21 protein-coding genes are annotated in these 26,551 nt (G+C 59.4%); 10 read left to right on the top strand and 11 right to left on the bottom strand.

Going from position 1 to position 26,551, the window contains the following annotated elements; genetic code table 11:
- The first annotated feature begins 33 nt into the window (after positions 1-33).
- Complete coding sequence (locus R5R33_RS01200) at positions 34-828, top strand: methyltransferase domain-containing protein (protein ID WP_318954258.1); 795 nt, start codon at positions 34-36, stop codon at positions 826-828.
- 20 nt (positions 829-848) lie between these two features.
- On the opposite strand, the gene R5R33_RS01195 is transcribed toward R5R33_RS01200, so the two are convergent.
- Positions 849-1,388, bottom strand: coding sequence for a J domain-containing protein (locus R5R33_RS01195; protein ID WP_318955760.1), 540 nt, complete (start codon positions 1,386-1,388; stop codon positions 849-851).
- Between the two features lie 55 nt (positions 1,389-1,443).
- Positions 1,444-2,709, bottom strand: a complete 1,266-nt coding sequence (locus R5R33_RS01190; RefSeq protein ID WP_318954257.1) for a porin — start codon at positions 2,707-2,709, stop codon at positions 1,444-1,446.
- 264 nt (positions 2,710-2,973) lie between these two features.
- Between R5R33_RS01190 and R5R33_RS01185 the strand changes: the two genes are divergently transcribed.
- Together R5R33_RS01185 and msrA are read left to right on the top strand one after the other, a co-directional pair.
- The gene (locus R5R33_RS01185; protein ID WP_318954256.1) at positions 2,974-3,591 is read left to right on the top strand and encodes a class I SAM-dependent methyltransferase; all 618 of its coding nucleotides are present in this window, start codon (positions 2,974-2,976) and stop codon (positions 3,589-3,591) included.
- 117 nt (positions 3,592-3,708) lie between these two features.
- Positions 3,709-4,338 (top strand): peptide-methionine (S)-S-oxide reductase MsrA, encoded by a 630-nt coding sequence (msrA, locus tag R5R33_RS01180; protein WP_318954255.1) that lies wholly within the window; start codon positions 3,709-3,711, stop codon positions 4,336-4,338.
- On the opposite strand, the gene R5R33_RS01175 is transcribed toward msrA, so the two are convergent.
- From R5R33_RS01175 to R5R33_RS01160, 4 genes are all read right to left on the bottom strand, one after another.
- Complete coding sequence (locus tag R5R33_RS01175; protein WP_318954254.1) at positions 4,339-5,214, bottom strand: sulfurtransferase; 876 nt, start codon at positions 5,212-5,214, stop codon at positions 4,339-4,341.
- 63 nt (positions 5,215-5,277) lie between these two features.
- A complete protein-coding gene (locus R5R33_RS01170; protein ID WP_318954253.1) occupies positions 5,278-6,999 on the bottom strand; it encodes an alpha/beta hydrolase in 1,722 nt (573 codons plus the stop codon).
- An 89-nt stretch (positions 7,000-7,088) separates the two neighbouring features.
- The gene (locus tag R5R33_RS01165; RefSeq protein ID WP_318954252.1) at positions 7,089-7,715 is read right to left on the bottom strand and encodes a trimeric intracellular cation channel family protein; all 627 of its coding nucleotides are present in this window, start codon (positions 7,713-7,715) and stop codon (positions 7,089-7,091) included.
- A gap of 294 nt (positions 7,716-8,009) precedes the next feature.
- Positions 8,010-9,197, bottom strand: coding sequence for an acyl-CoA dehydrogenase (locus R5R33_RS01160; protein ID WP_318954251.1), 1,188 nt, complete (start codon positions 9,195-9,197; stop codon positions 8,010-8,012).
- A 353-nt stretch (positions 9,198-9,550) separates the two neighbouring features.
- Here R5R33_RS01160 and R5R33_RS01155 point away from each other — a divergent pair, with 353 nt between their 5' ends.
- Genes R5R33_RS01155 through R5R33_RS01145 form a run of 3 tightly spaced genes read left to right on the top strand, consistent with a single transcriptional unit; the run spans position 9,551 to position 15,461 of the window.
- Positions 9,551-11,011: a TolC family protein gene (locus R5R33_RS01155; protein ID WP_318954250.1), complete on the top strand. Its 1,461-nt coding sequence runs from the start codon at positions 9,551-9,553 to the stop codon at positions 11,009-11,011.
- Complete coding sequence (locus tag R5R33_RS01150) at positions 11,011-12,309, top strand: efflux RND transporter periplasmic adaptor subunit (RefSeq protein ID WP_318954249.1); 1,299 nt, start codon at positions 11,011-11,013, stop codon at positions 12,307-12,309. The genes R5R33_RS01155 and R5R33_RS01150 overlap by 1 nt, the downstream gene beginning before the upstream one ends.
- Positions 12,306-15,461 carry an efflux RND transporter permease subunit gene (locus tag R5R33_RS01145; RefSeq protein ID WP_318954248.1) on the top strand — a complete coding sequence of 1,052 codons (3,156 nt, stop codon included), beginning with the start codon at positions 12,306-12,308 and terminating at the stop codon, positions 15,459-15,461. Before R5R33_RS01150 ends, R5R33_RS01145 begins: the two co-directional genes overlap by 4 nt.
- A gap of 373 nt (positions 15,462-15,834) precedes the next feature.
- On the opposite strand, the gene R5R33_RS01140 is transcribed toward R5R33_RS01145, so the two are convergent.
- The 4 genes from R5R33_RS01140 to phhA form a co-directional block, all read right to left on the bottom strand.
- The gene (locus R5R33_RS01140) at positions 15,835-17,004 is read right to left on the bottom strand and encodes a cation:proton antiporter (RefSeq protein ID WP_318954247.1); all 1,170 of its coding nucleotides are present in this window, start codon (positions 17,002-17,004) and stop codon (positions 15,835-15,837) included.
- A gap of 257 nt (positions 17,005-17,261) precedes the next feature.
- On the bottom strand, positions 17,262-18,914 hold the full coding sequence (locus R5R33_RS01135; RefSeq protein ID WP_318954246.1) for an aminotransferase class V-fold PLP-dependent enzyme: 1,653 nt from the start codon (positions 18,912-18,914) through the stop codon (positions 17,262-17,264).
- Between the two features lie 67 nt (positions 18,915-18,981).
- Positions 18,982-19,452, bottom strand: a complete 471-nt coding sequence (locus R5R33_RS01130) for an Lrp/AsnC family transcriptional regulator (protein ID WP_318954245.1) — start codon at positions 19,450-19,452, stop codon at positions 18,982-18,984.
- A 283-nt stretch (positions 19,453-19,735) separates the two neighbouring features.
- Positions 19,736-20,536 carry a phenylalanine 4-monooxygenase gene (gene phhA / locus R5R33_RS01125; protein ID WP_318954244.1) on the bottom strand — a complete coding sequence of 267 codons (801 nt, stop codon included), beginning with the start codon at positions 20,534-20,536 and terminating at the stop codon, positions 19,736-19,738.
- 169 nt (positions 20,537-20,705) lie between these two features.
- Here phhA and R5R33_RS01120 point away from each other — a divergent pair, with 169 nt between their 5' ends.
- A complete protein-coding gene (locus R5R33_RS01120; protein WP_318954243.1) occupies positions 20,706-22,145 on the top strand; it encodes a TyrR/PhhR family helix-turn-helix DNA-binding protein in 1,440 nt (479 codons plus the stop codon).
- A gap of 5 nt (positions 22,146-22,150) precedes the next feature.
- On the opposite strand, the gene R5R33_RS01115 is transcribed toward R5R33_RS01120, so the two are convergent.
- Positions 22,151-22,501 (bottom strand): DUF962 domain-containing protein, encoded by a 351-nt coding sequence (locus R5R33_RS01115; RefSeq protein WP_318954242.1) that lies wholly within the window; start codon positions 22,499-22,501, stop codon positions 22,151-22,153.
- Between the two features lie 164 nt (positions 22,502-22,665).
- On the opposite strand from R5R33_RS01115, the gene R5R33_RS01110 reads away from it, so the two are divergent.
- The 3 genes from R5R33_RS01110 (at position 22,666) to R5R33_RS01100 (ending at position 26,482) form a co-directional block, all read left to right on the top strand.
- A complete protein-coding gene (locus R5R33_RS01110; RefSeq protein WP_318954241.1) occupies positions 22,666-23,889 on the top strand; it encodes a CaiB/BaiF CoA transferase family protein in 1,224 nt (407 codons plus the stop codon).
- A gap of 34 nt (positions 23,890-23,923) precedes the next feature.
- Positions 23,924-24,634 (top strand): MliC family protein, encoded by a 711-nt coding sequence (locus R5R33_RS01105; RefSeq protein ID WP_318954240.1) that lies wholly within the window; start codon positions 23,924-23,926, stop codon positions 24,632-24,634.
- Between the two features lie 171 nt (positions 24,635-24,805).
- Positions 24,806-26,482, top strand: coding sequence for a carbon starvation CstA family protein (locus R5R33_RS01100; protein ID WP_318954239.1), 1,677 nt, complete (start codon positions 24,806-24,808; stop codon positions 26,480-26,482).
- The last annotated feature ends 69 nt before the right edge of the window (positions 26,483-26,551 follow it).

Here is a 26,551-nt window from a genome sequence, read left to right as displayed (position 1 = left end):
GCACAGCCAATCTTTGACGCGGATTGCAGCACCGTGAGTGACCGCAATTTCGACGACCTCGCCCAACGGTTCAAAAAACGAATTTATGGCGGGCTCAAGGGCGATATTCGCCTCGCGGTGCTGTACCGAGATCTGGCAGCACTGCTCGGCGAGTCATCCTCCGCTCAGGCGGCGACAGAGCTGAGCATTGTGGATGCCGGTGGTGGCCAGGGACAGTTTGCACTGGATCTGGCTGCGCGCGGGCACCGCGTATGGATCACTGATATCTCCAGCGAGATGCTGGCGCTGGCGCGGGAGCAGGTTGTCGCAAGGGATCTGGCGGCGCGAGTGCAGACCTTGCAGCTGCCGCTGCAGGCATTAAGCGGTGACGAGCGTATTCCCGATGTGGACCTGCTGTTGTGTCATGCGGTACTGGAGTGGCTGGAACAGCCACAGCCGGCACTGGTGCAGCTGGCGGAATGCCTGAAACCCGGTGGCTACCTGTCGCTCACGTTTTATAACCGTCGCGCACTGGAATTCCGTCTGTTGCAACGCGGCAGTCTGCGTCAGCTGGACCGCAACCGCGAAAGTGGTGACTGGGGTGGACATCCCGGCAGTCTCACTCCCAAGAATCCGCTGTTGCCGGAAATGGTGATGGACTGGGTGGAGCAGGCGGGGTTGGCGCTGGTGGCGCACAGCGGTATCCGCTGTTTCCACGATTTCATGACACCGGAAATGCGCGACAAGTTGCCGCCGGCGGCCATTGTGGAAAAGGAACTGCTCTATTCCCGTATCGATCCCTATAGGCAGCTGGCTCGCTATGTTCACTTACTTTGCCGGCGAACCTGACAGGGTTCGGTGAACCTGGATCAGCGGTCCAGTTGCTTTAGCAGCAAAGTTTTTGCCGCATTGATACGGGAGGCGAGGTAGTCATTGCCGCCGCGATCCGGGTGAAATTTCTGGATCAGCTTGCGGTGCGCGCCGATGATTTCCTCGCGACTCGCGTGGGCAGATACAGCGAGAATCTTGCGGGCTTCTTCCACGGTAAGTTCGGGCTCGCGGCCATTGGCTGCACCGTGACCTCCGCGCGATTCGCTTTCCTTTTGCGACTCGCCATTGGCCGCTTTCTGTTTCTCAGCTCTTGCCTGCGCATGCTTGGCGATCAGCGGGGCTATCCATGGCAGGTGCCGCCCGAACGTACGCCACAACCGGTTGAGCAGTGGCAGTACCACGGCAATTGCGGCGCCCACCCAGTGCAGGCGGCCGGTAACCGCCAGTAATACCGCGCCCAGGGCCAGGGCAATCAGCACCCACTGGAAAATTAGTTTGCGCCGCTGCTCCGGCGGACTGTATTTGAACTTCTGGATTGCCAGCCAGGCAAAAATGCCGACGGCAATCAGCAGGATCATGCGGCCCAAGGTGTGCTGCTCCCCGGTAGAGTTGAATCGTCAGGCCGCAAGCGTATCAGATGTCGACGCGAAAACCGATGGCACTGAAATTACTGCTAACCGGTGCTGCTACCTGATTGCTGCCATCGATGGCGTTTTCGAAGTAGAGCCGCACCCGCTCATTCCAGCGGTACTGGAAACCGAAATAGAGCTGGGACAGTTTGTATTTATTACCCACCACCAGGGCGGCATCGAATTCCGGATCATCGGAAACCAGGTAGTTGTTGCCGCCATAGGCTGTGTAACAGTTATCCGCACCCCAGGTGTAACTGAAGAACGTTTCCACACCCTTGGCATCGAAAAAGTTGGTTATCCCTTCCACCGAGCCCTGTGGTGCGAGTTCATTGTTTTGCGAGCGCTGTAGTACAACCGCGCCGTAAAAGCCCTTGGAATACGCCTCTCCGCCGTAGTAGATGCCGAGCGCGGTGGTCCAGGTGTTGCTGCTGGCGTTGAAGGCATAACTGTCGTCGATCAGCACTGGCTCGCCGCTGGAGGTGTCGAAGATGAGCCCGTTCTGGCTGGCGATATCCAGTTTGACCCGGTTATAGGCTGCGCCGAAAAACAATCCCTTGCCGACATTGGCCCGGTAAATGGCGGCAATGCCGTGGCTGATACCGTATTCACAATCGCCCAGTGGGCATTCCAGCACAGTGTCGGGCCCTGCGATATCATCGACGCTGATTTCCAGGTCGGCCACGTGGGCGGCGTACTGCATGCCGATCTTGAACTCGCCCGATTCAAAATCCCAGGTCTTGCGCCAGGCGATTGCACTGTCGGCGCGACCGGAACCGGTGACACCGCCGTCCGTCCCCAGTGAATAGGTGCCGCTGGCGAGACCACCGGAGACGTTGTACCAGTCGGTGATATAGGTCACTTCGTAATACACACCCCACTGCTTGCCCAGGGAGAATTCACCCCATTTGGGGTGTTTGAAAAATCCGTGTCCCTGGCGCAGGTAGAGTGACTGCCTCTCGTCGCCGGGCGCCACCTGCTGGTCACCCTGGATCACCACATTGCGCCCGGAGTTGATGGCCCTGATACCCCATTCGACGTTGAAGCCGGTATCCCACTCATCGTAGGCTGGCACATGCAGGCCAATGCGAATGCGTGAGGCGCCGTCCTGCATCTGGGTATCGCCAAAGCTGTTTACCATATGTGCAGTAAAATACCCCTCCATATACAGGGTGACCTGATTGGATTGGTAAATGGGTACCGCATGGGCCGAGGAAGTAGCCGCAAATATTGCCGCTGCCAGAAGTTGCCGGCGGGTATTTTTATTCATGCCCTGGTCTCTTGCTTGCGTGCGTCGCATTAAGTCGGGCAGCGTTGCTGCACAGAATTTTCTTCACTTGCAAAAATAGAACAACGGGTAGCCAGGTGGTGAGGAAAACGATGCACTGCACATAATTGGCAGTGAGTGCATTTTTTTGGTCGAATATTCCGCGGATGAAGTGAATTCAAGATTCGCCGGTGCGTTGGCTTGAAATGTCGTTATGATGCGCCAAATTAACAGTTATAAATCGATGACGCCGAGGAGGCGACTGCGTTGGCAGACAACAATTCTCTCAGTCGACAGATGTTCGGCCTGACCGTGCGTAAAAACGCGCACCCGGATATGCGCCGGTTGCGGCGGGAAGCGGGGGACGCGAGCCTGCACGGCAATAAATTCTGGAAAAGCTCCTGCCTGACCATGGACTACCTGACGAAGAATCCATTGATTAAAGGTGCGCGGGTTCTGGACCTCGGGTGTGGCTGGGGACTGGGTGGGATTTTCTGTGCCAAGGCCTTTGATGCCAGGGTGACCTCACTGGACGCGGACCCGTCGGTGTTTCCGTTTGCGCAGTATCACGCTGAACTCAACGGTGTGGAGATCCAGACCTGGCAATGCCGCTATGAAAAAGTGACAGAGGAAGCCCTGAGGGAGTTTGACGCGGTCATCGGAACCGATATCTGCTTCTGGGACAAGCTAGAAGCGCCGCTTTTCAATCTGACACGCCGCGCACTGCGTGCGGGTGTTGACCGCATAGTTCTGGTTGATCCCGGGCGGCCACCTTTCCGGCAGCTGGCCGAGCGGGCGGTGGAAAAGCTCGACGCCGGTTATTTCGAGTGGCAGACTCAGCGCCCGATCAAAGCCAAGGGCTGTATCCTGCACGCCTGCGCCTAAGGTACTACCGAAAAACTACTGCGCAAGCGCCTGGCGGCGTCCGGCGGTGCTGGAGCGCCAGCCGCTCGCTCGCTACGTTTTTCAGTGGTCCCCACAACAGTATTTTTGAGGTTCGCGATGCATTACGACAAAACCAGTATTCCGGCCGCCGCCGAAGCCCTGCCTGGGCGTGCGGATGCCATGCCTATTAGCGGCGTGCATTTTGTTTCCGGCCACCCGATGAAGCCTCCGTTTCCGCAGGGTTTGCAGCAGGCGGTTTTCGGTATGGGCTGCTTCTGGGGCGTGGAGCGGTTGTTCTGGGAAGTGGACGGCGTTTACGTCACTGCCGTTGGTTATGCGGGCGGGCATACCCCGAATCCGAATTACCGCGAAGTGTGCAGCGGCGGCACCGGCCATGCGGAAGTCGTGCTGGTGGTGTTTGATCCTGCCAAGGTGAGTTACGAGGAGCTGCTGCGCCACTTCTGGGAAGAACATGATCCGACCCAGGGGATGCGCCAGGGTAATGATCTGGGCACCCAGTACCGCTCCTGTATCTACACCTATGGTGATGAGCAGCTGGCCTTGGCCCGCGAATCAGAAGCGGTGTTCCAGCAGGCGCTGGCGGAAAAAGACTTTGGCGCCATTACCACCGAGATTTGCCCCGCGCCGGAATTTTTCTACGCGGAAGAAGACCACCAACAGTATCTGGCGAAAAACCCCGATGGTTACTGTGGTCTCGCCGGCACCGGCGCCTGCCTGCTGCGCTGATCAGGCATTCGCCGATTCGGTGCGCGGGTACAGGATATGCGCGCACCAGTCACTCCAGCTGCCCGGGTAGAGCCGGGCCTCGCGACCGATCAGGTTGAGGGAAAAGAGATTCACACAGGCCGTCACCCCCGAGCCGCAGTAACACACGATTTCATCGTCCGCGGGGATGCTCTGCCAGTGTTCGCGTAATTCCGCCAGGGGCCTGAGAAAACCTTCGTCGTTGGTAATGGCCTGCCAGGGCTTGTTGACGGCGCCTGGAATATGCCCGGCGATGGGATCGATCGGCTCTTCTACCCCCTGGAAACGCTTGTAGTCCCGGGCATCCACTAATTGCCAGGGCAGATTGTCCAGGTGTGAATAGATGTCTTCGTAGTGCAGCAGTTCGCCAGCGTTTGCCGCGGCCGTGAAATCGCCGCTTTTCGGTGTGTCCGCAGCCCCTTCTACTATTTCCTGTCCCGCATTTTTCCACGCGCGGAAGCCGCCGTTTAGCATCGCAACCCGCTGATGGCCGAAGTGCTTCAGCAGCCACCAGGCGCGCGCGGCAAAGGCGAAGCGCTGGTCGTCGTACACCACTACCTGGGTATCGCTGGAAATGCCAACAGCGCGCGCGAATTCGGCAAACTGGTGGGCGTGGGGGAAGGGGTGGCGGCCGCCGTAGCGGGCACAGGGTGCAGACAGATCCCGGTGCAGGCTGGCATAGCGTGCACCCGGAATATGTCCTTCGAGGAAAGCGTTTTCTCCGGCGCTGGTATCCGCCAGATCGTAGCGACAGTCGAGAATAACCAGCTGGCCGCCGCTTGGTTGCTCCGGATTCCGGTTCTGCTGGCGAATGCATTCGACCAGTTCGGAAACGTCAATGACACCCTGATAGTTCATAGCTACTGCTTTTTATCGTCGTTGTGGGGCCAAATTAAGCCGCAGCAATGAATTTGTCCAGCCTCAGTGTGCTTCTGAATATCGGCTGCCTGTCGGCGACTGATGGCGGAGCGGTTCGCTTTCTGTCTGCTCTTTTTCTGCAGGCAAAACCCCGGAATCTGTCTTTGCCGATTGGTCGCCTTCCTTGGTAGCAGGCTGGGATTCCTCCCGCGCGCGCTCGGCTTCCATTTCGGCGATTTTTTGTTCCAGCTCCGCCTGGCGCGCGAGCTCGTCACTGCGGCAGCTGGCTGCGGTTTCCACCACCGACTGATCGGGGGCATCGAGGAAGGAGGCTGCGGCCTGTTCTGCGCAATCGCTCGCGGAGATCACGTCATGGGCCAGCTGGGGAAACAGTAGCCACTGGTGATTCGGGAGTTTTTTGCGCGCGGTATTGGCGTCATCCGCGGAGAGCACCGGGTCCAGCGCACCGTGCATTACCAAGGCCGGGATTTCAGTTTTGATGGCACGGGATTCCATTAGCGGGGCGGAGGGGATGGCCCAGATACGGCACTGGATCTGCAACATGTCGATGTCCGAGCGCACCGAGCCGCCGAGGATACCGCTGGTGGCGGCGGACTGGCGGGCCAGCTCAAAGTCCACGAACGGCGCCTCCTCGTAACAGAAGTGGCTGATGCCGGCGGCGTCGCCAAAGTTGGGGTCGAGTACCAGCCCCATAAAACTGGCAATGGATGGCTTTAACAGCTCTGCCTGTTCGGCTTCCAGTTCTTCAATGATCGCCGGCAATTCCTTATAGAAATTTTCGTTGTACAGCGCTTGGAACAGCACCCGCAGCAGCCGCTGACCGCTGAGCACAAAGGGATATTGTTTGCCGGGGTGAATGTTGCTGGTGTCCACGGTGAGCGGTGATTCATCCAGCTGCTGTACCAGTGCCTCCAGGCGGCGTTTGAGGTCCGGGTAGCGCTTGTTGCACTCGGCATTTTTGCCGCAGTAGTCGATGCCGCGCTGATAGGCGGCGATGACATCCTGCGGCAGTTGCTGGGTGTAAATGATGTTGGGGAAGACGGCGCTGTTCAGCACCATCGCGCGCACAGAGTCGGGAAAATCCCGCGCGAAAGTGAGGGCATAGCGGCTGGCGTAAGAGACACCGTAAAGATTCAGCTTGGGGACCCCCAGTGCCTGGCGCAGCGCCTCCACATCCCTGGCGACGGCGGCGCTGTTGTACTGGGCGAGGTCGGCTATTTCACTCAGGCGGCTGTAGCAGCGCTCCATGCTGTAGGTGAATACCCGGGACTCTTCATCGGTGCTCAGGTTGCGGGTGAAGGCGAGGTCGGCATCCTTGACGAATTCGTCGCAGGCGAGTTTTGGTGTGGCCATGCCGGTACCGCGGGGGTCGATAACGATCAGGTCGCGGCCGTCTTCTATGCTCATGCCGGCATAGTTGACCCACAGCCAGTCGCTGGCGTTTTCCGGCTCAAGCCCCATGCTGGCGCCCGGGCCGCCGGCCCCCAGGTGGAGCAGTGGTTCCTTGTCCGGATCGGTGATAGTGGCGAAGAAACGCACCACCGGGAACTGGATCTTGCGTCCCGCGGGTTTGGCATGGTTCTCCGGTACTTCCATCATGTAGCACTGGGTGGTCGGCCAGTTGTTCTCGGTCTCAAACCAGCAGGGTTTGGGAATCAGCCGGTTTGGGTTTGCCACCTGCGCCTGTTCTTCCGGCGCACAGCCGGCCGCAAGCAGCAGGGTCAAAGAGAGAAGCAGGGTGGCGGGGGAGAAACGTGCGGACATAATCTGGAAAATCTGGATTGATGGATCGCCGGTCAGGCAGTGCCGGGGTTACGCGGGCGGATTATTCCCTGACTACAGGGTGTCTGGGCCTAAACGCCGGGTTTCGGACCGATACGGGCAATGGGTGCTGACAGGTTCCAGCGCAGCGCCGCAAGGCGGATGCACAGGGTAACCAGCACCGCAATCGCCACCACGGCCTTGCCGGGCAGCACTTCGATGTCGTCCAGTATCACCAGAGCGGTGGCGCCACTCAAGGCCGCGGTGGCATAAATTTCACGTCGCAGCAGCAGGGGGATGTCACCGCACAGTATGTCCCGGATCAGACCGCCAAAGGTGCCGGTTATCACGCCCATAACGATGGCGATGGCGGGGGAGTGGCCGAGGTCGAGTACTTTCTGGGTACCGATTACCACAAACACGGCCAGTCCGGCGGCGTCGGCGATCATCAACAGGCGCATGGGGACCTGCAGGTAGCGGATGAGGTAGAAGCTGATGACACCGGTGGCGACGGCAATCCACAGGTAGTAGCTGTCGGCGAGCCAGAATACCGGCACGTTCAGGATCATGTCGCGGGTGGTGCCGCCACCGACGGCGGTCACACAGGCGAGCACCACCGCGCCGAACAGGTCCATCTGCTTATGGCCGGCGGCCAGTACGCCGGTAAAGGCGAAAACGACGATGCCGATCAGGTCGCACCAGTAAAGCAGTTGTTCCATGGACTCCGGCCCGCAAAGAAATTCTAGGTTCTAAATTCGCTGTTATTGGCAGCGGAATTAGGGGGAGAAGGAGGTGATGCCGGGTACAGCCTTGTGAGACCTTCCGCGAGAGGGGCCGAAGGCGCCGCGAATACATGCAGCGGCCGGGCCACCTCGCGGAAGAGCCCCCATGGATGGGTTCACGGCGTGTCTCACAAGGCTGTACCCGGTAGCGCCTCCGCCACCGGGTACAATTTGTGAGCTGCCACCTCTAACAGAGGATTATGGAGTCGTAGAGGTCTTCGGTACAGGTTCTCAGAAAAACGCCTGCAGCCCGGTCTGCGCTCGCCCAAGAATCAAGGCGTGCACATCGTGGGTTCCCTCGTAGGTATTCACCGCTTCCAGGTTCATCGCGTGGCGGATCACGTGGAATTCGTCGGAGATACCGTTGCCGCCGTGCATGTCGCGGGCGACGCGGGCGATGTCCAGGGCCTTGCCGCAGTTGTTGCGTTTCACCAGGGAAATCATCGTCGGGTCAAAGCTGGATTTCTGTTCGTCCATCAAACGGCCGACGCGCAGTGAGCCCTGCAGGCCCAGAGCAATTTCGGTCTGCATATCCGCGAGCTTTTTCTGGAACAGCTGAGTCTGGGCCAGCGGCTTGTCGAACTGCTTGCGGTCGAGGCCATACTGGCGCGCGGCATGCCAGCAGAATTCGGCAGCCCCCAGGGCACCCCAGGAAATGCCGTAGCGGGCGCGGTTCAGGCAGCCGAAGGGGCCACCCAGGCCCTTGATGTCCGGGAAACGGTTGTCTTCGGGGACGAAGACGTTATCCATCACGATTTCACCGGTGATGGAGGCGCGCAGGGAGAACTTGCCTTCGATTTTCGGCGCGCTCAGGCCTTCCATGCCTTTCTCCAGCACGAAGCCGCGGATATCGCCTTCGTCGTCCTTCGCCCACACCACAAAGACATCGGCGATGGGGCTGTTGGTGATCCACATCTTGGCGCCAGTGAGGCGATAGCCGCCATCGACCTTTTTCGCGCGGGTCTTCATGCCGGCGGGGTCGGAACCGGCATCCGGTTCGGTGAGGCCAAAGCAGCCAACCCACTCGCCGGTGGCAAGCTTGGGCAGGTATTTTTCTTTCTGGGCCTCGCTACCGTAGGCATAAATGGGGTGCATGACGAGGCTCGACTGCACGCTCATGGCGGAGCGGTAGCCGGAGTCCACGCGCTCAACCTCCCGAGCCACCAGGCCGTAAGACACATAGTTGAGGCCGGCACAGCCGTAACCCTCGATGGTGGAGCCCAGCAGGCCCAGTTCACCCATCTCATTCATGATTTCGCGGTGGAAAATCTCGTGGCGGTTGGCTTCAAGCACCCGCGGCATCAGTTTTGACTGGCAGTATTCGCGGGCGGTGTCGCGGATCATGCGTTCTTCATCGCTCAGCTGTCGATCCAGCAGGAGAATGTCGTCCCAGTGCGCCAAAGGCTGATTCTTACTCATGGTTCGGGTCCGTGCGGTTTGGTTGTTTTCGGATTTCGGGCGTTCACCGTGAATTTCCGGCAGCCCATCTCTCTTCTTGCAATCTTAGGCAAATGGCCGGCGACTCCTCACCTTGCGCGGTGGCAAACTGCCACCGTCCCGTGGGTGGGGACATCGAAGCCGCTTGAATACCGGGTCATCATAACCGACATGGTCGACGACATCGAGAATGTGATCACTTTTTTGTGGGTGCGAATCACCGCTTTTTCAGCGGTGGGTACTTTTCGGCCGGCAGGTAAACAAACGTAAAACGTGTTGGCGCTCCCGGTGAAATTTCGATAATGAGAAAAATGCAGTTATATCGAATTAAAACTATGGGCATTTTGCCGAAATTGGCCGTATGCGGGGGGATTGCGTGCGCACTGTCCCTGGCGGGATGCAGCACGCAGTCGCTGCCACCAGACCTGCCGCAACAGACCCTTGGACTGCCGGGGCAGTTTACCGCATCCGGCTCACTTGCCCAGGATCAGCGCTGGTGGCAGAGCTTTGGCGACAGCGAACTCGACCAGCTGGTGAGCATTGCCCTTGCCGCCAACCCCGATCTGCAGGCTACCTACTGGCGCCTGCAGCAGGCGGATGCGGTGGCCGCGCAGGCTCGCAGCGGATTCTGGCCGCGGCTCACCGGATCCCTGGACAACACCGAACAGCGGCGCTCTTCTGCCGACGGCTTTGATTTTTCCGGTGGCGAGAACGAGGGCAATAGCTGGAGCGGGAGTCTCGCCGCCGGCTATGAGGTCGATCTCTGGGGGCGGGTGCGCAGTGGCGCGCGTGCGGCGGAGGCCGGACGCCTGGCTCAGGAAGATAACCTGCAGATCGCGGCGCTCACCCTGGTGGCGGAAGTGAGTGGCCTGTGGCTGCAACTACAGGAATCGAGGGGGCAGCAGCAGTTGCTGGAGCAGCAGCTGGAGATCAACCGCAAAACCCTGCGCGCACTGGAGCTGCGCTTTGGCGGCGGTGTGGGTGCCGCCGCGGACGTTTTGCAGCAGCGGCAACTGGTGCAGCAGTCGCTGCAGGAACTGGATCAAAGCCGTGCGGATACGCAGATTCTTCTGACTCAGCTGGCGGCGCTTCTCGGCACCAGCAGTGAAGGACTGCCGGCTTTTGTGCAGCGGGGTGAATCGTTGCCGGCCCTGCCGGTACTGCCCGCTACCGGCTTGCCTTCGGAACTGCTGTTGCGCCGGCCGGATGTGCGCCGCGCTCAGCGCGAACTGCTGCAGGGGCACTATCTGGCGGATCAAGCCTGGGCAGAGCGCCTGCCGGCACTGACTCTCAGCCTGTTTTTCAGTGGCGGCGGCCGCTCGCTTGCGGATATCACCGAGGACTGGCTGCTGAATTTCAGCGCCGCGCTAGACGGGGTGATCTTCGACGGTGGCAACCTCGCCGCTGCGGAGCGCCAACAGCGAGCGGTGGAACAGGAGCGCTGGGCGGCGTTTCGCACCGTGGTAATGCAGTCGCTGTCGGAAGTGGAGCAGGCGCTGATCAATGAACAGGCCATTCGCGAGCGTCTGCAGCATCTCGAAACACGATCGCAACTGGCGGACCAGATTACTGTGCGCCAGCGGCGGGCCTATGGCCGTGGCACAGTGGATTTTCTCAACGTGCTGTCGGCGACCAACAATCAACAATCACTTGAGCGGCAGCTGCTGACGGCGCGCCGCGAACTGCTGGAGAACCGGGTAACACTGTACCGTGCGCTTTCTGGGGGACTGCCGGCAGTCGATCTGCCTGAGCCCTCGGCGGTAGAGCTGGAAGTTTACCGGGTGGAGAATAATTAATGGCACAGCATGCGTTACTGAAAAAGATCAACTGGAGTATTGCCGTTCCGGTGCTGCTGATCGTGCTGGCATCGCTGATGTCCAACTGGCTGCTGCGGGAGAAACCGACCATGCAGCGGGGCGAGCGCAAGGCACCGCCACTGACGGTCGATGTCGCCAGCGCCGAGTACGGGCAATTCCCGCTCACTATCCGCGCGCTTGGAAAAGTGACGGCGCGGGAGCTGGTGGAATTGCAGCCGCAGGTGGATGGTCGGGTGGAATGGCTGAATTACGATCTCGGCCCCGGTTCCACCCTGAATAAAGGTGAAGTCCTGCTGCGCATCGAGCAGGAGCCCTACCAGCTCGCACTGCAGACCGCACGCAGTACCCTGGCCGAGCGCCGCGCGGAACTGCAGCAGGAGCAGGGCCAGCGCCAGGTCGCGCAGGAAGAGTTTGACTTGTTGGGCGACACGCTGCCGGACGCAGACCGGTCGCTGGTGCTGCGCGAACCGCAGCTGGCCGCCGCACGCGCCCGCGTCGATTCCGCGCAGGCCCAGCTCAAACTGGCGGAGCGCGATTTGCGGCTCACCAGCCTTGCCGCACCGTTCAATGCGTTACTGGTCTCCCGCAGTGTGGATATCGGCGATCGTGTCGCCCCCGGCACGGTGATGTACACCCTGGCGGGCGCGGACCGTTTCCAGATTGAGGTGGAGGTGCCGGCGAGCCAGCTGCCGCAATTGAATACGCCGAAGGCTATGGTGCGCATTCGCGGCAGCCAGTGGCCGCAGGGTGTATACCGCGAGGGGCGTTTTGTGCGGGTGATCCCGGTGTTGGAAGAGCAGGGCCGGTTGGCGCGCGTGCTGGTGGAACTCGACGATCCGCTGGGCATTGAAAACCCAGCCAATCCGCAGCTTCTGCTGAACGATCTTGCGCGGGTGGAAATCACCGGTCGCGCCGAAGGTCAGCAGGTCCGTATTCCGCTGACCGCGTTGCAGGATGGCAATCAGGTGTGGGTGGTGCAGGACGGGAAAATTCATATCCAGCCGGTAGCGGTTTCCCACTTCGACAACGAGTCTGCGATTCTCGCCAGTGGCCTGAACGGTGGGGAAACGCTGGTGACCACACGTCTCACCAGTGTGACCGAAAGCATGCCGGTTCGCACCGTGGATGAGGCACGCAGTTCCGGGGACGCGCGACCGTCGCGCCCTGAGGCGACAAAACCAGCACCCGCTGGCCCGGGCAAAAATAGCCCCCCACCGGAATTGCCGGAACCGGGTGAAAAAAGCCGCAGGGCGGGCACTGACGGTGAACGCGGATGAGCAGTAACCATCAATTCAGCGATAAGCGCCATCGCCCTCCCGTGGATACCAAACACGGCCCGATCGCGTGGATGACGCACAACCATGTCACCGCCAACCTGTTGATGCTGGTGCTGCTGATCGGCGGCTTGTTTTTCTCCTTTGCCATCAAGAAGGAGGTCTTCCCCGAATTCAGCCTCGATATGGTGACGGTGAATATTTCCTATCCCGGCGCCAGCCCGGAAGAGGTGGAGCGCGGTGTGCTGGTGCCCGCAGAGCAGGCAATCACCGGGCTTGAAGGTGTCAAGGAGCTGCGCGGCAGCGCGGGTGAGGGCAGTGCAAGTCTTACCCTGGAACTCGATGAAGATGCCGATGGCAACAAGGTGTTCCAGGATGTTCAGGCCGCGATCGATCGGGTAAGTACTTTCCCGTCTGATATCGAGCGCCCACAGGTCAGCCTGGCGGAGCGTAAGCGGGATGTGCTCGATGTGGTCATCTACGGCAACATGGACGAGCGTACCCTGCGGGAATTCGTCATGCAGGTGTATGACAAGCTGGAAGCTCATCCCGACATCACCCAGGTCGAGGCTTACGGGGTCAAGGATTACGAAATTGCGATCGAGGTCGACCGCGACGACCTGCGCCGCTATAACCTGTCGCTGCCGGATATCGCGCAGCTGGTGCGCAATGCCGCGGTGGATGTGCCGGCAGGCGGGGTGAAATCCGAATCGGGTGAGATCCTGGTGCGGGTGACCGAGCGCAAGGACTGGGCGCGCCAGTTCGGCGATATCGCCGTGGCCCGCAGTGAAGGTGGCGGTACCGTACGCCTGCGGGACGTTGCCACCATTCGCGACGCGCTGGTGGACGAACCGCGCAACATGGTGTTCAACGGCGAGCCGGCAGCGGGCATCAATGTGTTCCGCATCGGCGACCAGACACCGATGAGCGTCAGTGATGCCACCCATGAGGTACTGGCGGAACTGCGCGAAAACCTGCCGCCGGGCATTCATGTCAGTGTGCGCGACGACGACTCGGAGATTTTCAAGGAGCGCCTGGCGCTGCTGCTGAAAAACGGGTTCCTCGGGCTGTTGCTGGTGTTCGTGGTGCTCGGCGCATTTCTTGAATTGCGACTCGCATTCTGGGTAACCCTGGGTATTCCAACCAGTTTCCTGGGCGCGCTGCTGTTCCTGCCGGCGATGGATATTTCCATCAATATGGTGAGCATGTTCGCATTCATCATCGCCCTCGGTATCGTGGTGGATGATGCGATCATCGCAGGTGAAAACATTCACGAGTGGCGCCAGCAGGGCTACAACAACTTCGAAGCCGCAATCGCCGGAGCAAGGCAGGTAGCGGTACCGCTGACGTTTGCCATCCTCACCAATATCGTTGCGTTTCTGCCGCTCACCGAATTGCCCGGTTTTATGGGCAAGATTTTCGGTGTGATCCCGTTTGTGGTGGGGACGGTGTTTGCGATCTCCTGGGTGGAAGCCTTGTTTATCCTGCCGGCGCACCTGGCGTACTCGAAGCGCGGCCACAAGAGCCGTGCAGCGCGTCGCTTCGCCGCTCGCCAGAAAATGATTGCGCGCAGCCTCGATCGTTTTGTGGAAAAACGCTTCAAGCCGACACTGGACCTGTGCGTGCGGCACCGATACATCACGATCGCGATATCCATTGCAATCCTGATTGTAATGACGGGATACGCAGCCAGTGGGCGCATGGGCTTTACCCTGATGCCGAAGGTGGAGCGGGATTCCGGTCGTGTGGAGGTTACCTTTCCGCCGGGTACCGCGGAGGTCCAGTTGGATCGTGCGCGCAAGCAGATCATGAGTGCGGCGGACCAGATTCTGGAGGAAACTGGTCGCGAAGGTGTGTTTATCGGCATGCGCGGATTGATTCGCAACGACTCGGTACAGGTGGATGTCTATCTCACCCCGGGTGATCAGCGCACCATTTCTACCGGCGAATTCGTCATGCGCTGGCGCCGCGCGGTGGGGCCGGTGCCGGGGTCTCTCAGCTCCAGCTTTGCCAGTGATCGCGGCGGCCCCGGTGCCGGGCCGGCGTTGACGGTGGAGCTGCGGCATACAGATACGGATCTGCTCGAGCAGGCGGCAACGCAGCTGGCGGAAGCCCTGAAAGGCTTCCCGTCAGTGGGGGATATCGATGCGGGTGTTTCCCAGGGCAAGCGCCAGCTGGACCTCACTCTCACCGACACCGCCAAGAGCCTTGGCCTCACCGCCGAGGACATCGGTCGTCAGCTGCGCGCATCGCTGTATGGGGCCGAAGCCTTCCGCCAGCAGCGCGGGCGGGACCAGGTGAAGGTGATGGTGCGCTTGCCGGAAGCGGAGCGGGTGACGCTGGATGATGTCAACAACATCATGATCCGTGCCGGCAACGGCCTGTGGTTGCCACTGCCGGATCTGGTGCAGATCGAACAGGGGCGCGCCTATGCGACCATCAATCGTCGTGAGGGACGGCGGGTGATGACGGTAACCGCCAACGTGGACCCCGCAGATCAGGCGGCACTGGTGATCAACGAGTTAAACCTGAGTGTGATGCCACAGTTGCGGGCGCAGTATCCGGGCTTGTCGATTTCCTATGAGGGGCGCCAGGCGCAAGAGCGGGAGGGGCTTTCTTCGCTGGCGGTGACGTTTTCTCTGACGCTGGCGATCTTGTATTTCCTGCTGGCAATCCCTCTGAAGAGCTACATCCAGCCGCTCACGGTGATGGTGGCAATTCCATTCGGGGTGATCGGTGCTCTGCTGGGCCATCTGGTGATGGGCTACGGGCTCAGTATGGTGAGTATTCTGGGGATGGTGGCGCTGGCGGGGGTTGTTATCAACGATACGCTGGTGATGATCGAGTACGGTAACCGGTTGCGGGCGGAAGGCATGCCAATCACCGACGCCATCAAGGCCGCGGCTTCCCGCCGATTCCGTCCGATTATCCTGACCACGGTTACTACTTTCTGTGGTCTGATGCCGATGATTTTTGAAACTTCGGTACAGGCGAAATTCATGATTCCGATGGCGATTTCCCTGGGTTACGGAATCCTTGCGGCTACCACCATTTCCCTGTTGCTGGTGCCGTGCCTGTATCTGATGTTTTCCCGTGATATTCCGGTGTTGTTTGGCCTTTTGAAAGGCCGGGCTCTTGCGAATTCTTCGTCTTAGTGCGGGCTTTAATACGATCGCGCCATATCCCTCCGTGCTTTGAGGGTGGTGCGGTAGCGGCAAAGCACTGGGGATGGGTTTTCGAAACCGCTGTGAATACATCCCTGTACGCTGCGTCGGCGACGTCCATGTCGCCGACGCTTTCGAAAACCCATCCCCAGCACTTTCCCTTCAATTCAAAGTTAATGACTTCGTAAGCGCATATTCTTTTGGATTGCAGGAGTTTGAATTGAAGGTGGGGCGCTGGGTGGCTGCTTTCAGGACTGTCGCAAACAGGGATGTATTGAAGGGGGGCGCCTAGCTCGGTCCTGAAAGCAGCCATCCAGTGATCCGCCGCCACCGCGCAAGCTTTAAGACCACCAATAAAAAATCTCTAATCCCTGCGCAAATGGTCCTTGATCGCAATAGGATTGGGGAAGTTCAAAACCACAATATAAGAAGAAACTAGGAAGGTAAGAATCGCCGTTGCCTGAATCAGGTGTGAAGCGGCGCTGCCTATCAATTGCTGGCTCATGGCCAGGTACGCAATCAACAGTGAGAACTCGCTGATCTGCCCGAGGCGGAAGCCGATATCCCACGCGAGTATGGTCCGCTCACTCTGTTGCCCAAGGAGGTAGCGGAATACCACCGGTTTTATCACCAGTACAGCGATGGCCGTCACCAGCGCGGGCAGGGCGATTTGGGGGACCATTTCCAGATGGAACTGCGCGCCGAGGCTGAAGAAGAACAGGATCAGGAAGAAGTCGCGCAAAGGCTTAAGGCTGAGTGCGATGTACTGGGAAATTGGGCTGGTGGCGAGGGTGATGCCGGCGATAAAGGCGCCGATTTCCCGCGACAGACCCATGATTTCCGCCAGTTCCGCAAGTCCCATACACCAGCCCAGCGCCAGCAGAAACACGTATTCGTGGAAGCGGTCGAATTTTGCCAGCAGCGGCTGCAACACATAGCGCACGGCGCCCCAGGCCAGGGCGATTAGCAGGGGCAGCGCCGCGAAGGAGATACCGAGACGGGTGAAATCCACGGAGCCGGTGCTGCCGCTCAATAAAATCATCAGGCAGGTGATGGCGACGAAATCCTGGAACAGCAGCAGGCCGACCATCATTTCACCCAGGTGTTTGTGGTGCAGTACGGTGGTGGGCAGGAGTTTGATGCCGATGATGGTGCTGGAGAACATCATGGCCATGCCGATTACCCAGGATTCGGTACTGGTGAAACCGAACAATCTGCCGATGGCGTAGCCCAGGCCGAGGAATATAGCGGAGCTTATCAGGCCGACGAAGGTGGCTTTGCGCAGCACGGAAATGAGTGCCTTGGGCTGCATGTCGAGGCCGAGCAGGAACAGCAGGAAGATAATGCCGATGTTGGACATTTCGGCCATGAGTTCGACGTTGTCGATGATGCCAAGAGCGGAGGGGCCGAGCAGTACGCCGAGGGCGATATAGGCGACAAGCAGGGGTTGGCGGCCCCATAGGGCGAGCGAGGCGACGATGGCGGCGCCGGTGAAGATCAGGAAAAACGACTGGAACAGGGAGGTCTCGGGCACTGCGCATCCTTGTAGCAGACTGGAGAAATTCGTTGTTCAGGCATTATGGGTGGGGATTGTGTCGGTTTTCAATGGTGCGATTGTTTGTTTGGGTGCTTTGGTCCAGTTTTGTGGCGGCCGAGCATCGGGTATCTGTTTTCAAAACCGGGCTAGGCGCCCCCCTTCAATACATCCCTGTTGCCGACGCTTTTGAAAACAGATACCCGGCACTCGTCCTTCAATTCGTGTTTTGGCTCTTCGTTAGCATTTGAAAATTTTCAAAGCTTGAACCAGCGCAAGCTCTCTCCTTTCTCAGACAGAATTGGCTGCTCACAAATTTCCCCCGGTGGGTTTTCCAGAATCGGACGCGCCTGCTGAATAAATTGCGCCAGCGGGGTGTCGACCTTGGTCGGCGCCGAAATGTCGGTTGCAAATTCGAGTGCGAACGGATCGCTCGCCTTCTCGCCCTGGTAGCGCCATACCCCGTGTGCAGTGTCGTACTGGTAGTAGGGCAGCATGCGGTGGCCAAATTCGGCGATGAGTTCGATGGCGTCGATCAGGTAGTCAACGGTCTCTTCATCGAGGAAATAGTTGAAGTTCAGTCGCACCCAGCCCGGCTTGAGAATGCTCTCGCCTTCGCTCACCAGTTGTTCGATGGCGGTGCTCTGTTCGTCGGTGAGGTGCAACAGGTGGTGGCCGTAGGGGCCGGCGCAGGAGCAGCCGCCGCGGACCTGGATACCGAACAGGTCGTTCAGCAGGGCGACGACGAATCCGTGATGCAGAGGTTTGCCGTCGTGCAGCAGGTGCAGGGAGACGATGCTGACGCGCTCGGCTTCGGTGCCACCTAGGATCTGGATGTTCTCTTTGCCGCTCCAGCGCGCGAAGGCGCGGGCGAGCCAGTGGGCTTCGCGGGCTTCGATGACATCGGCGCCGACCTGGTCTTTCAGAGCAAATGCCATACCGGCGCGCACGGATTCCACGATGGCCGGGGTGCCGGCTTCTTCACGGCGTTCGCCGGCGGGCAGGTAGGTGTGTCGACCGGGGCTCACCCAGGACACGGTGCCGCCGCCGGTGACGGAGGGCTGGCTTTGCGGCAGCAGTGAGCGGCGCACGATCAGCAGGCCGGGGGTGCCTGGGCCGCCGACGAATTTATGCGGGGAGATGAACAGGGCGTCCTTGCTGCTGAGTTCGTCTTCGCCTTTAACATCAATGCCCACGTAAGGTGCGGCGGCGGCATAGTCCCAGAAAGAGAGGGCGCCGTTTTTGTGCAGCAAGCGGGTAACGGCATCGACGTCGGTGCGGATGCCGGTGACGTTGGAGGCGGCGGAGAAGCTGCCAATCTTCAGCGGGCGCTCGGCGTACTGGTCGAGGGCGTTTTGCAGGGCTTCGAGGTCGACACCGCCAGCTGCGTTCAGCGGGATGGTGACGACGTCGGCGATGGACTCGCGCCAGGGCAGATCGTTGGAGTGGTGTTCGTAGGGACCGATGAAAACCACCGGGCGTTTGTTCTCCGGAATCTGTCCGGCGCTGCCGCCGAATCTGCTGTAGCAGTCCGCGCGCAGGCCGAGGGAGTCCACCAAGCGGTTGACTGCCGCAGTGGCACCGGCGCCACAAAAAATAATTGCGTGCTCATCACTGGCATTCACGGATTTGCGAATGGCCGCGCGTGCCTGTTCGCGGAAGGCCGTGGTCTGGCGTCCGGTGGCCGAGGTCTCGGTGTGGGTATTGGCGTACCAGGGGAGTACCCGGTTGCGAATCGCATCCTCGATAAAGGTCAGTGCTCGGCCTGATGCGGTGTAATCGGCGTAAATCAGCGGCCGTTGCCCGAACGGGGTCTGCATCGGCATGCGTTCGCCGATGACATTGTCGCGAATACGCTGAAGCAAGGATTCGGTTTTGTTATTGATTTCTGGTGAACCGTTTGCGGACATGACAACCTCAAATGACTGCGCCCGCGGGGATCTTCCGCGGGCAAATTTATCAGTATTTGAGCTGGGGTTATTCTCCCGGCGGTATGGGCAGTTCGGTTGTGCTTTTGATCTGCTCCATGGCGAAATTGGACGCTACATCGGAGATGCCCGAGTGGGCGATCAACCTTTTGTAGAAGCGGTCGTAGGCGGCCACGTCGCTGACCACGACGCGAAGTATGTAGTCGTAGTCGCCCGCCATGCGGTAGCAGTCCACTACCTCTGGCAGATCGGCCATGGCACTGGAAAAGGACTCCGCCCATTCCGCGCTGTGCTGGTTGGTTTTTACCTGGGCAAACACCGACACCGGCAGTCCCAGGACTTCCGCGTCCAGCAGTGCGACCTTGCGGCGAATGATGCCGCTTTTCTCCAATTTCTGTATCCGGCGCCAGCAGGGGGTTTTGGTAAGACCCACGCGCTCGGCCAGCTCTTCGATGGAGAGACTAACATCAGATTGGAGGATGGCAAGAAGTTGTCGATCAATCGCGTCGAGTGAGGACATAGTTCTACATATCTCCCGAAAACGCGGGGATCGGTTCCATAAAGCGTATCCAATTCGCTATCCCTAGCAACAAAATACCCCAGTAATTTTGGAGGGCGCAGCGAGATCCGACTTTGGTGAGCCTCGGAAGAATCCTTTGCTGTGCCCCGTGTCTTGCTGGTAACGATAATCTCAGTTCCGGGGTGTCAGTAGTGGAATTTTCTCTGCGCTATGCCGGCAACAAAAAAGGCCGGGCGATGCCCGGCCAGTCAACAGGGAGATGTTGGAAAATTGTCCTGAGGAATCAGGCGGCTTCCTTCGGTGGGAACATCGGTTCGTACAGGCCTGCGGCCATGGCTTCGCGCACGCGTGCCATCAGGTCGATCTCGGTGAGCTGCTGCAGGTTCTCGAGGTCGCGGAGGACGTAATAGATGGGTTGCACTATGTCGATGCGGTAGGGAGTTCGCAGCGCGTCCACCACGTCAAACTCTGCGCGTACCGGCTCATCACTGAGTGCATATAGCGTTTCTTTCGGTGAGGACAGAATGCCGCCGCCGTAAATGCGCAGCCCATCTTTGGTGTTCAATAGGCCGAACTCCACGGTGAACCAGTAGAGGCGTGCAAGATAGGCGCGCTCTTTGGGGGAGGCGTTCAGCCCCAGCTCGCCGTAATTCTGCGTGAAATTGGCAAAGGCCGGGTTGGTGAGCATGGCGCAGTGGCCAAAGATCTCGTGAAAGATGTCCGGTTCCTGCAGGTAGTCGAATTCTTCCGGGGTGCGGATAAACGTTGCCACCGGGAATTTGCGCTCAGACAACAGTCGGAAAAAGGTTTCGAAACCGATCAGCGCAGGTACACGCGCGCACTCCCAGCCGGTTTCGCGGCGCAACACGGCGCTTACCTCTTCCAGTTGCGGGATGCGGTCGCGGGGCAGGTCGAGTAGTTCAAGGCCGTGCAGGTATTCGTCGCAGGCGCGACCGGGTATGACCTGTAGCTGGCGCTCGATCAGCTGCTGCCAGGTCTGGTGTTCGAGTTCGGTGTATTCGATGAAGCCGCTGGCGTCGGGCTCGCGCGCGACATATTTGCTGGGTTTTTTCGTAGCGCTCATGGGCTGTTACCTCTGTGGGCGGTCAGGGTGTGCCGCCTCATCTGTTGTTATTCGTACTCTCTATTTTTAGACACCCGGACGCGGGTTCGGCAGGGGTTGCCGGAGTGAACTTGAAGCTACAGTCAGCAACTGGCTACACTTCCTGTAAATAATTGTTTACAGGTGTGCCGTGAGAATTGAAATAACCTGTAGTGATCGCGTAGGTATCCTTCAGGAAATTATGGCGATCTTTGCCGATTTCCGGGTCAACGTGCGTACCGGTGAGATCGGCGGTGACAGTGGTGACAAGGTCTACCTGTCTGCCCCCGGACTGCTGGTCGCCCAATTTCAATCCATCGAAAGGGCGCTGCAGCGGGTCCCCGGGGTGCAGAAAGTGCGCCGCATTGCCCTGATTCCCTCCGAGCGCCGGCACTTCGAACTGGATACCCTGCTGCGCCACGTGGGCTTCCCGGTACTTTCCGTCGACCGGGAGGGGCAGATTGTCGCCGCCAATCTCGCGGCGGCGCGTGCCTTCGGCGTGAGCCTGGGTCAGGTGCCCGGTATGCATTTGCAGCGCTTCATGCCCCGTTTGCAGCTGGAAGAGCTGCTGCGGGGGATCACTGCGCCGCGATACGGTTTTCCGGTAACGGTGCGCGGCCGCGATTACCTGCTGGACTGGTCGCCCATTGCGCTGGCGGATGATCCGGGGCAAGTCACTTCACTGGCAGGTGCGGTGTTGACTCTTCAGGTGCAGGAACACGCGCGGGACAAGGATGCCTCCATGGAGCCGCCCACACCGCGGGTATTGTGGGATCTCGATAAGCGCCGCGAGTGCTGTTTGCGCCTGCAACAGCTCGCACCATTGCGGGAAGCGCTGCTACTCAGCGGCGAGCGTGGCACTGGCAAAAGTACCTTTCTCGATGCGGCCTACTATCTCAGTCCGCTGGCGGAATACGGGCAACTACAGCAATTTCGGGGCGCGACCTTTACGTCTTCGGCGCTGGCGGCCGCCGCAGTGCAGGCGGAGACCGCAATTGCGTTGGTGGATGATCTGGATCTTGCACCGGAGGCGGTGCAGCTCGGTCTCGCGGAAATGATCCTTCACGGCCGATTTCGCCCACGGCTGATTGCTTCGGCCCGATCTCTCGACAGCCTGCAGCGTCCCCTGCAGCAATTGTTCGCCGCGAACCAGATTAATCTGCCACCGCTACGCGTAATGCGGCCGGTGATCGGACGCCTTTCTTCCCTGATTCTGCAGGAGCTTGGCGAGGTCGATGGCCCGTTGGCGGATGATGTTGTACACATGCTCAAACTGCGAGACTGGCCGATCAACCTGACCGAACTCTCTCAATATCTGCAGGCAGCTTTTGCTCACTTGCGGGGGCGGGGCGGCAGTGTGCTGGCCCCAGAGGACTTTCCCGATGAACCGGCGGTGGAGCAATTACCTTGGCGAGACTGGGGGCGGGGATTGAGCTTGACGGAACAGATGGAAAAGGTGGAGCGCGCAATCCTTGCGGAGTTGCTGGCGGAAACACCGCCCGCACAGCATTCCAGCCGGGAGCTGGCACGACGGCTGGGTATTTCCCACACCGCCGTCGCCAATAAGTTGCGTAAATACGGACTTTCCTAGCTGTCTTAGCGCTCGATATTGCCCAGCCACATATCCTTGTACATCACGAAATCACCCCACAGGGAGTAGAGCGGATGCTTGAAGGTAGCGGGGCGGTTGTGTTCGAAAAAGAAATGCCCGATCCAGGCAAAGCCATATCCGGCAAAGGGCAGCGCCGCGAAATACCACCACTGGCCGGTGATCAGCGCCGTCGCCAGCAGGGCGATCACCAGACTGGTGCCGACGAAGTGCAACCGGCGACAGGTCAGGTTGCTGTGTTCTTTCAGGTAGTAGGGGTAGAAGTCGCGAAAACTGCGAAATTCAGGTGCTTTTCCAGCGCGCGGCTGTTGCTGCTTGTTCATTGCGGTCTCGACCATCTCGCTATCCTGTTATCGATTATTTGGGATTCGTTTTGCGGTTTGCGTTGCCGTGAGTGTACGGCCGTTCCAGTTTTAGACCAATTGGTACCTGTTTTATTGCCGCGGTGCTGGTACTGTACGCATCTGTATTTGTGATCACTTTTTAGAATGAGGCGGTAGTTATGGCCGGTCCGCTGGCGCATCTCAAGGTTCTCGATCTCAGTCGTATTCTGGCGGGCCCCTGGGCCGGCCAGGTACTGGCGGATTTCGGGGCAGAAGTCATCAAGGTCGAGCGTCCGCATAAGGGCGACGACACCCGACATTGGGGACCTCCCTATCTGAAGAATGTGGCCGGTGAGGATACCAATGAGGCGGCCTACTACCTGTGCGCCAACCGCGGCAAGAAATCCATCACCGTCGACATCACCAGTGCCGAGGGGCAGCAGCTGATTCTCGCACTGGCGAAGCAGTGCGATGTATTGCTGGAAAACTACAAGGTGGGCGGCCTTGAAAAGTACGGGCTCGATTACGACGCCGTCCGCGCGGTAAACCCCAAGATCATCTACTGCTCGATTACCGGCTTCGGCCAGACTGGCCCCTATGCCAATCGCGCCGGCTACGACGCCATGATCCAGGGCATGGGGGGGCTGATGAGCCTGACCGGTGTGCCCGAGGGACAGCCCGGCGCTGGCCCGCAAAAAGTGGGGGTTGCGGTGGCGGACCTGATGACCGGTATGTATGCGGTTTCAGGAATTCTCGCCGCGGTAATTCACCGCGACAGAACCGGGGAGGGTCAGCAGATTGACCTGGCACTGCTGGATACCCAGGTGGCCTGGCTTGCCAACCAGGCCCAGAATTATCTCACTACCGGTAAAAGCCCCGAACGGCAGGGTACGGCACACCCTAATATCGTTCCCTATCAGGCGGTGCCGGCGAGTGATGGCTATTTCATGTTGGCGGTGGGCAATGATGCCCAGTTCCAGAAGTTCTGTGCCATTGCCGAGCTGGATGAGATCGCGCAAAACCCCGCGTATGCCAGTAATACCGCACGGGTGCAGGCGCGCGCTGAACTGGTACCCGTGATCGAGCAGGCGACCCGTCAACGGCCCGCGGCTTGGTGGCTGGAAAAGCTGAGCGACGCCCATGTGCCCTGTGGGCCTATTAATAATCTGGCGCAGGTGTTTGCAGATCCCCAGGTACTGGCGCGGGGCATGGTGGTCGAGCAGCACCATCCGGTAGCCGGCAAGGTCAAAACTGTGCGCAATCCGCTCGGATTTTCCGCTTCACCCCTGCAATACGAGCAGGCGCCACCGGTACTCGGGCAGCATACGGAAGAACTTTTACATTCTCTGTTGTCCATGAAGGATGAGGAAATTGGACACCTGCGTGAGCAGGGCGTGATCTAGAGGCTCCTGCCGGTGATGGCAGAGAGGAGGGCGTATGCCGTATTCATTTTCAGGACGAAAAGGCGGGATTGCGATTTTCCTGGGGCTGGTCGCGGTAGCGACATTGGCCGCCTGTGAGCGGAACGCGCCAATAAGTTTGGAGGCGGCACCCAGTGGGGGGGAATTCTCACTGGCGGTACAGGCCGCGGAAGACAACTTTGCCAAAGCCCCGGTGCCAAGGGATGCCAAACCCTCCTACGATTGCAGCGCACAGCTGGACAGCTCCATCGAAGAGCTGATCTGCAGTGATAAAACTCTCGCCGCACTCGACCGTCAAATGGCAGAGGTTTTCGCGGCAGCCAGCAATACGCAGACAGCGCAGCAGGATAAATATTTCAAAGCCAGCCAGCGGGGTTGGATCAAAGGGCGCAACGATTGCTGGAAGGCGGAGGACAAGCATCAGTGCGTGGCCGCCAGTTACCAGCAGCGTATATCTGAGCTGCAAATTCAATACAGGCTGGTCCCCACCACGGGGTCTGCCACCTATCTTTGTGACGGCCTCGTGGTAACCGTCACCTACTTCGCGACAGAGCCGCCCGCGCTGCTCGCCCGCTACAAAGGGGGTGAGTCGATTATGCGCGTTACGCGCAGTGGCAGTGGCAGCCACTATGTCGGGCGTAACGAAAGCATCTGGGAGCACCAGGGGGAAGCCACCATCGTGTGGGGCTACGGCGCACCGGAGATGTATTGCAAGGTGGAACGCTGAGCGTGCAATTGTCTTTTCAGGCGCCAAATAAAGGCAATTAGGCGCCAATAGTCGTGTGGTAAACGGCGACTGCGCTACTATTCAGTGAATTCACGAGTCAGTGAAATCGTGATGGCAGCGAGGCCGTGAGAGGCTCTGCGCGGAAAATAATGCACAACAGGGATAGTTTGCATGAGCGCAATTTTGCTGATGTTGCTTGGGCTTGGCGGCATGGCCGCGGGCTACCTCTTTTATTCTCGCTTTATTGCCGATCGCATTTATCGTTTTGATCCGGACTTCATCACCCCTGCCCACGAATATGAAGATGGTGTGGATTTTGTGCCCACCAATAAATTTGTGCTGTGGGGACATCACTTTACTTCCGTAGCCGGTGCCGCGCCCATTGTGGGGCCTGCGATCGCAGTAATCTGGGGCTGGCTGCCCGCATTTCTGTGGGTGGTGCTCGGCACCATCTTTTTTGCCGGGGTACACGACAGTGGTGCCATCTGGGCCAGTGTGCGCAATCGCGCACTTTCCGTAGGCTCGCTCACCGGTCAGGTGGTGGGCAAGCGGGCCCGTACCATTTTCATGATCGTGATTTTCCTGGTGTTGCTGATGGTCAACGCCGTATTTGGCGTAGTGATCGCCGGCCTTCTGATCAAGAATCCCGCCTCGGTAGTGCCGATCTGGGGTGCGATTGCGGTGGCGCTGGTGATTGGTCAGGCGATTTACCGGTTCAAGTTAAATCTCGCACTGGTTTCCCTGCTGGGCGTCGTTGCGCTGTACACCCTGATCTATATCGGTCCGGATATACCTGTTGTACTGCCGGAGCGGGTTTTCGGTTTGTCCGATGGTGCGGCGTGGATTCTGATTCTGTTCGCCTATGCGGCCATCGCCTCGCTGCTGCCGGTGTGGGTGCTGTTACAGCCGCGGGACTATATCAACGGGTTGCAACTGTTTGTGGGGTTGATCCTGCTGTACGGTGCTGTGCTGATCGCGAGCCCTGAGGTCGTGGCGCCGATGATCAACCACAATGTGCCGGCGGGGGCACCGCCGTTGATTCCCCTGTTGTTTGTGACCATCGCCTGCGGGGCGATTTCCGGCTTCCATGGCCTGGTGGCTTCGGGCACCACATCAAAGCAGTTGGACAAGGAGCCCGATGCTCGCTTCGTGGGCTATTTCGGCTCGGTGGGTGAGGGTGCACTGGCGCTGGCGGCGATCATTGCTGTCTCCGCGGGATTCGCGACACTCGGCGAATGGCAGGGGGTGTATAGCGCGTTCGGCCAGGGTGGGGTGCAGGCGTTTGTAGACGGCGGGGCCACCATTCTGCATAACGGGGTGGGCATCGATACGGAAGTGTCCGCCACCATCCTGACGGTGATGGCCGCGCTGTTTGCCGGCACCACCATGGATACCGGATTGCGCCTGCAGCGCTATATTTTTCAGGAGTTCGGTGAGATCTACCGCATTCACTGGCTCGGCAGGCCGCTGCCGGCGACGCTTATGGCGGTGGGCTGCTGCATTCTGCTGGCGTTTGGCGCTGGCGGTGCTGAGGGTTCCGGTGGACTGCTGATCTGGCCGCTGTTCGGTACCACCAACCAGTTGCTCGCCGGGCTCACGTTGTTGGTGGTCACGGTGATGCTGGTGCGGCTCAAGCGCCCCATGTGGATCACCTTGATCCCGCTGGTGTTCCTGCTGGTGATGACGTTGGCGGCGCTGGTGATCCAGTTGAACGAGTTCTATCAGAAAAGAGACTGGTTTCTGTTGGGGCTTGATGTGGTGGTGTTAGTGGCGGCGATTCTGGTGACCCTGGAGTGCGCGTCTGCGTTTAAAAGACCTGCACGGGACTCCGTCAGCGGCGAGTCCTGAGTAAGTAAATGAATCTGGATTGATGAAATAAGGATTGCGTAAAGCGTTCAATTCCAAGCGGAAGAGGGT

The organism is Microbulbifer pacificus (assembly GCF_033723955.1).
Classification (GTDB): Bacteria; Pseudomonadota; Gammaproteobacteria; order Pseudomonadales; family Cellvibrionaceae; genus Microbulbifer; species Microbulbifer pacificus.
Note: the sequence above shows the minus strand (reverse complement) of the source record. Positions and strands in the feature narration are given on the sequence as shown.